This is a genomic window from Kineococcus indalonis, assembly GCF_009906395.1.
Classification (GTDB): Bacteria; Actinomycetota; Actinomycetes; order Actinomycetales; family Kineococcaceae; genus Kineococcus; species Kineococcus indalonis.
In genome coordinates, this window is sequence record NZ_JAAALM010000250.1 from 1 (window position 1) to 5,844 (window position 5,844).

Annotated in this window: 6 protein-coding genes; all 6 read left to right on the forward strand. The window is 75.9% G+C overall.

From position 1 onward, the window contains the following. Window positions 1-249 (forward strand): hypothetical protein (locus GTR00_RS12820; RefSeq protein WP_166612002.1); only part of this gene is annotated, 249 nt, incomplete at its 5' end. 128 nt (window positions 250-377) lie between these two features. Further along, complete coding sequence (locus GTR00_RS12825; RefSeq protein ID WP_166612003.1) at window positions 378-1,838, forward strand: phosphomannomutase/phosphoglucomutase; 1,461 nt, start codon at window positions 378-380, stop codon at window positions 1,836-1,838. Then, window positions 1,835-2,056: a Trm112 family protein gene (locus tag GTR00_RS12830; protein WP_166612004.1), complete on the forward strand. Its 222-nt coding sequence runs from the start codon at window positions 1,835-1,837 to the stop codon at window positions 2,054-2,056. Before GTR00_RS12825 ends, GTR00_RS12830 begins: the two co-directional genes overlap by 4 nt. Beyond that, window positions 2,053-3,234 carry an SIS domain-containing protein gene (locus GTR00_RS12835; protein ID WP_166612005.1) on the forward strand — a complete coding sequence of 394 codons (1,182 nt, stop codon included), beginning with the start codon at window positions 2,053-2,055 and terminating at the stop codon, window positions 3,232-3,234. The genes GTR00_RS12830 and GTR00_RS12835 overlap by 4 nt, the downstream gene beginning before the upstream one ends. Before the next feature lie 116 nt (window positions 3,235-3,350). Then, a complete protein-coding gene (gene ahcY / locus GTR00_RS12840; RefSeq protein ID WP_166612006.1) occupies window positions 3,351-4,814 on the forward strand; it encodes an adenosylhomocysteinase in 1,464 nt (487 codons plus the stop codon). A gap of 148 nt (window positions 4,815-4,962) precedes the next feature. Further along, the gene (locus GTR00_RS12845) at window positions 4,963-5,667 is read left to right on the forward strand and encodes a GAF and ANTAR domain-containing protein (protein ID WP_166612007.1); all 705 of its coding nucleotides are present in this window, start codon (window positions 4,963-4,965) and stop codon (window positions 5,665-5,667) included. Window positions 5,668-5,844: the final 177 nt, after the last annotated feature.

Consider the following 5,844-nt stretch of genomic DNA (forward strand, 5'->3'; position numbering starts at 1 on the left):
CGCGCCACCCGCCGTTCCCGCTCCGCCCGCCCCGCGCCGCCGCTGGGCTCGCTCACCCAGGCCGCCCACCGCGAGGGCGTCGCCTGCGGCTCCTGCGGCAGCGAGCGCGTCACCCAGCTGTCGATGTCCCTGACCGACGGCACGCCCGTGCGCTTCGTGTCCTGCCACGTGTGCGAGGAGCGCACCTGGCTGTCCGACGGCGGGCCGCTGTCGGTGGACGCCGTGCTGGACCGCACCCGCAAGCCCTGAGCCCCCGCGAGCCCTGAGCCCCGGCGATCCCTGAGCCCCGGCCGCCGCGCCCCGGCGCGGCGGCCGCCCGCCCGCGCGTGATCGCGCGAGCCGCCCCGCGCTCGCGGCCGCGCTTGTAGGCTCCCCGCGTGAGCGCTTCCCTGTCGTCCGTCGTCAAGGCCTACGACGTCCGGGGGGTCGTCCCCGACCAGCTCGACGCCGGTGTCGTGCGCGCCCTGGGCGCCGCCTTCGCCGAGGTGGTGGTCCTGCCCGAGGCGCCGTCCGGGGCCGTCCCGCGCGCCGTCGTGGGCCACGACATGCGCCCCTCCTCCCCGGAGCTGTCCACCGCCTTCGCCGACGGCCTGGCCTCGCGCGGGGTGGACGTCACCCTGGTCGGGCTGTGCTCCACCGACGGGCTGTACTTCGCCAGCGGCTCCCTCGACGTGCCCGGCGCGATGTTCACCGCCAGCCACAACCCCGCCCAGTACAACGGCATCAAGCTGTGCCGCTCCGGCGCGCGCCCCGTCGGGCAGGACACCGGCCTGGCCGCCGTGCGCGACCTGGCCCAGTCCTGGCTGGACGCCGGGCAGGTGCCCGCCGGGACGGCGCGGCGCGGGGAGGTGTCCGAGCAGGACCTGCTCGCCGAGTACGCCGCGCACCTGCGCTCCCTGGTGGACCTCTCCGGCGCCCGCCCGCTCAAGGTCGTCGTCGACGCCGGCAACGGCATGGCCGGGCACACCGTGCCCGCCGTGCTGGGCGAGGCCGCCGGGCTGCCGGCGCTGCCGCTGGACGTCGAGGCGATGTACTTCGAGCTCGACGGCACCTTCCCCAACCACGAGGCCAACCCGCTGGACCCGGAGAACCTGCGCGACCTGCAGGCCGCCGTCCCGCGCGCCGGCGCCGACCTCGGCCTGGCCTTCGACGGCGACGCCGACCGCTGCTTCGTCGTCGACGAGAAGGGCGACCCCGTCAGCCCCAGCGCCGTCACCGCGATGGTCGCCCGCCGCGAGATCGCCAAGGAGCTCGCCGCCGGCCGCGAGCCGATCGTGATCCACAACCTCATCACCTCCCGCGCCGTGCCCGAGATGGTCGAGGAGGACGGCGGCGTGCCGGTGCGCACCCGCGTGGGCCACTCCTTCATCAAGCAGCGCATGGCCGAGGAGGGCGCCGTCTTCGGCGGCGAGCACTCCGCGCACTACTACTTCCGCGAGTTCTGGTCCGCCGACACCGGCATGCTCGCCGCGATGCACGTGCTGGCCGCCCTGGCCGAGGACGAGCGCCCCCTGTCGGAGCTGGCCGCCGAGTACGAGCGCTACCGCGCCAGCGGCGAGGTCAACTCCACCGTCGAGGACGCCGCGGCCACCGCCGAGCGCGTCCTGGCGGCCGAGCAGGAGCTGGCGCGCGCCGAGGGCCGCGAGCTGGAGGTGGACCGCCTGGACGGCCTCACCGTCACCTCCCCGGGCACCGGCGGCTCGCCGATGTGGTGGTTCAACCTGCGCGCCTCCAACACCGAGCCGCTGCTGCGCCTGAACGCCGAGGGCGCCGACGAGACCACCATGGCCGCCGTGCGCGACCGCGTCCTGGCCCTGGTGCGCGGCGGCGACCGGTGAGCGCGCCCGCCGGGCTCCGGCTGGAGCCGTGGGTGCTGGAGCTGCTGCGCTGCCCGCTGACGGGGGAGCCGCTGAGCGCGGTGGAGGTGGGCGGCGAGCCGTTCCTGGCCACCGCCGCGGGCGTGCGCTACCCCGTCGTCGACGGCGTGCCGGTGCTGCTGGCCGACGAGGCGCTCGACGTGCCCGAGGGTGCGCGCGGGGAGCTGGGCGCGCCGTGACCGCCCTGGACGAGACGCTGCTCGGCGACGGCGACGCCCTCTCGGCCGCCGACCCCTCGGGCGTGCTGCGCTCCCTGGCCGGCGCCGGCGCGCAGGTGCGCGAGGCCGTGGAGCTGTCCGCGCAGGCCGGCGTGGGGCGCCTGGCCGAGGACGGCCGGCCCCGCGCCGTGGTCGTCGCCGCCCTGGGCGGGGCCTCGGTGGTCACCGACGTGCTCACCGCCCTGGCCGGGCGCGGCTGCCCGGTGCCGCTGGTGGAGCGCCGCGGCGGCCCGCTGCCCAGCTGGGTGGGGCCGCTGGACCTCGTGGTGGCCGTGTCGATGTCCGGGCGCGCGCCCGGCCCGCTGGCGCTGGCCGCCGAGGCCGCCCGCCGCGGCGCCCGCGTGGTCACCGTGGGCGCGGAGGGCTCCCCGCTGGCCGGGGTCGGCGCCCGCGGCGGCAACGTGCACGTGCCCCCGGCGCGCGGCGTGCGCGCCGTCGACGCCGGCACCCGCTCCTCGCGGGTGTCGCTGTGGTCGCTGCTGACGCCGGTGCTGCTGGCCGCCGACGCCCTGGACGTCGTGCGCACCCCCGTGGAGGTGCTCAGCGCGGTCGCCGACCGCCTCGACGCGGAGGCCGAGACGTGCCGGCCCTGGACGGAGGCCTTCGTCAACCCCGCCAAGGTCCTGGCGATGGAGCTGGCCGGCGCGGTGCCGGTGGTCCTGGCCGACGGCGACCTCACGGCCGCGGCCGCCCGCCGCGCCGCCTCGATGCTCGCGCGCACCGCGCGGGTGCCGGCGGTGGCCGGGGCGCTGCCCGACGACGCCAGCGAGGTGGTGGCCACCTTCGGCGGGCCGTTCGCCGCGCGCCCCGACGACGTCTTCGCCGACCCCTTCCTGGACGGCCCGGCCGGCCCGCGCCTGCAGCTGACGCTGCTGCGCGACGCCCCGGCCGCCGTTCCGGACGAGGAGCGGGTCGTCGCCGACGCGGTGGCCACGACCGCCGCCGACGCGGGCGTGCGGGTCAGCGAGGTCGTCGCCGAGCCGGGCGCGCCGCTGGAGCGGCTGGCGCAGCTGATCGCGCGCACCGACTTCGCCGCCGCCTACCTGGCGCTGGCCTCCGGCACGGACCCCGCCACCTCGCCGCAGGTGGCGGACCTGCGCGACCGCCTGGGCCGGGCCTCCCGCCACGCCGCGCCGTGACGGGCGAGCGGGCCCGCGCGTACCCTGGGGGGGCTCCGGCGTCCGGTGATGCCGAGGGGCCCAGAGGGGCCGCGCCGGGGGTCCCGCACCGCTGATCCCCGGAGGGGTAGTCCCGCATGTCGTTCGAGTTCGAGGTCCGCGACCTCACGCTGGCCGAGGCCGGCCGCCACGAGCTGCGCCTGGCCGAGCACGAGATGCCCGGCCTGATGGCGCTGCGCGCCGAGTTCGGCGAGTCCCAGCCGCTGGCCGGCGCCCGCATCGCCGGCTCCCTGCACATGACCGTGCAGACCGCCGTGCTCATCGAGACCCTCACCGCCCTGGGCGCGCAGGTCCGCTGGGCCAGCTGCAACATCTTCTCCACCCAGGACCAGGCCGCCGCCGCGGTCGTCGTGGGCACCGGCACCCCCGAGGCGCCGGCCGGCGTGCCGGTCTTCGCCTGGAAGGGCGAGACCCTGGAGGAGTACTGGCGCCTGGCCGAGCGCATCTTCGACTGGGGCACCGACGCCGAGGGCCACCGCGTCGGCCCCAACATGATCCTCGACGACGGCGGCGACGCCACCATGCTCGTCCTGGAGGGCAAGCGCTTCGAGGCCGCCGGCGCCGTGCCCGAGCCCACCGAGGACGACTCCGAGGAGTACCGCGTCGTCCTGGAGCTGCTGCGCGCCAGCCTGGCGGAGGACCCGCAGCGCTGGACCCGCGTGGCCGAGGGCATCCAGGGCGTCACCGAGGAGACCACCACCGGCGTGCACCGCCTGGCGGAGTACTTCCGCAACGGCGTCCTGCCGTTCCCGGCGATCAACGTCAACGACTCGGTGACGAAGTCGAAGTTCGACAACAAGTACGGCACCCGCCACTCCCTCATCGACGGCATCAACCGCGCCACCGACGTCCTCATCGGCGGCAAGGTCGCGGTCGTGTGCGGCTACGGCGACGTCGGCAAGGGCTGCGCGGAGTCGCTGTCCGGCCAGGGCGCGCGCGTCGTCGTCACCGAGATCGACCCCATCAACGCCCTGCAGGCCGCGATGGACGGCTACCAGGTCGCGCGCCTGGACGACGTCGTGGAGACCGCCGACCTCTTCATCACCGCCACCGGCAACCGCGACGTGATCATGGCCTCGGACATCGTCCGCATGAAGCACCAGGCGATCGTGGGCAACATCGGCCACTTCGACAACGAGATCGACATGGCCGGCCTGGGCCGCGTGCCCGGCGTGGAGAAGGTCGAGATCAAGCCGCAGGTGCACGAGTGGCGCATCCCGGCCGCCGGGGGCCGCCCCGCCCACAGCGTCATCGTGCTCTCCGAGGGGCGCCTGCTGAACCTCGGCAACGCCACCGGGCACCCGAGCTTCGTCATGTCGAACTCGTTCGCCAACCAGGTCCTCGCGCAGGTCGAGCTGTTCACCAAGCGCGACGCGTACCCGGTGGGCGTGCACGTGCTGCCCAAGCTGCTCGACGAGAAGGTCGCCCGCCTGCACCTGGACGCCCTGGGCGTGCGGCTGACCGAGCTGACCAAGACGCAGGCCGACTACCTCGGCCTCGACGTCGCCGGCCCCTACAAGACCGACGAGTACCGGTACTGACGAGCACCGGCACCGACGAGCACCGGCACCGACGAGCACCGGTCCTGACAGACTGGCGATCGACGACCGCCCGGCACCTGCGCGGTGCCGGGCGGTTCGCGTCTCGTCGAACCCGCGGCGGGGTGCTGCCACCACAGGAGGAACTCCGATGACCGACCTGAGCGACCTGCACGCGGCGCTCGCCGGGGTGCTGATCGCCGATCGCCCCCTGGACGAGGTGCTCACCGAGGTCGTGCGGATCGCCCGCAGGGCACTGCCCGGGGCGGAGGCCGTCTCCACCACGCTGCTGCGCGGGGAGAAGGCCTTCACCGCCGCGCACGACGGGCAGATGGCGCTGGACGCCGACGAGATGCAGTACGAGCGCGGCTACGGCCCCTGCATGGACGCCGGGCGCGCGGGGGAGGTCTTCGTCGTCGACGACATGGCCACCGACGAGCGCTGGCCCGACTACACCCGCACCGCGGCCGCCGCCGGCGTCGGCAGCTCCCTGTCGCTGCCCCTGCCCGTGCAGGGCCGCAGCGTCGGTGCCCTGAACTGCTACTCCTCGCGCCCGCGCGCCTTCGGGGAGCAGGAGCTGGCCATCGGCCAGGAGGTGGCCGCCCTCATCGCCGTGGCCGTCGCCAACGCCGACGCGCACGCCCGCTCCGCGGAGGACGCGGAGAACATGCGCCGCGCGATGACCTCGCGCGCGGTCATCGAGCAGGCCAAGGGCGTGCTCGTGGAGCGGCACAAGATCACCCCGGAGCAGGCGTTCACCCTGCTGACGCACTCCTCGCAGAACACCAACGTCAAGCTGCGCGAGGTCGCCGAGGAGCTCGTGACCACCGGGGTGCTGCGCGGCGCCGTGCGCTGAGCCCGCGGGCGCGGCTCCCGGGCGCCGCCCCGGCGCCCGCCGCGCGGCGGGCGCCGGTCTGCGGCAACCTGGAGGACCGCCGCACCCTGAGGAGGACGCACCGTGGGTCTCCTGGACCGACTGCTGGGACGCGACCGCCACCAGCAGAAGCAGCAGCAGTGGGCCCCGCCCCCGGCC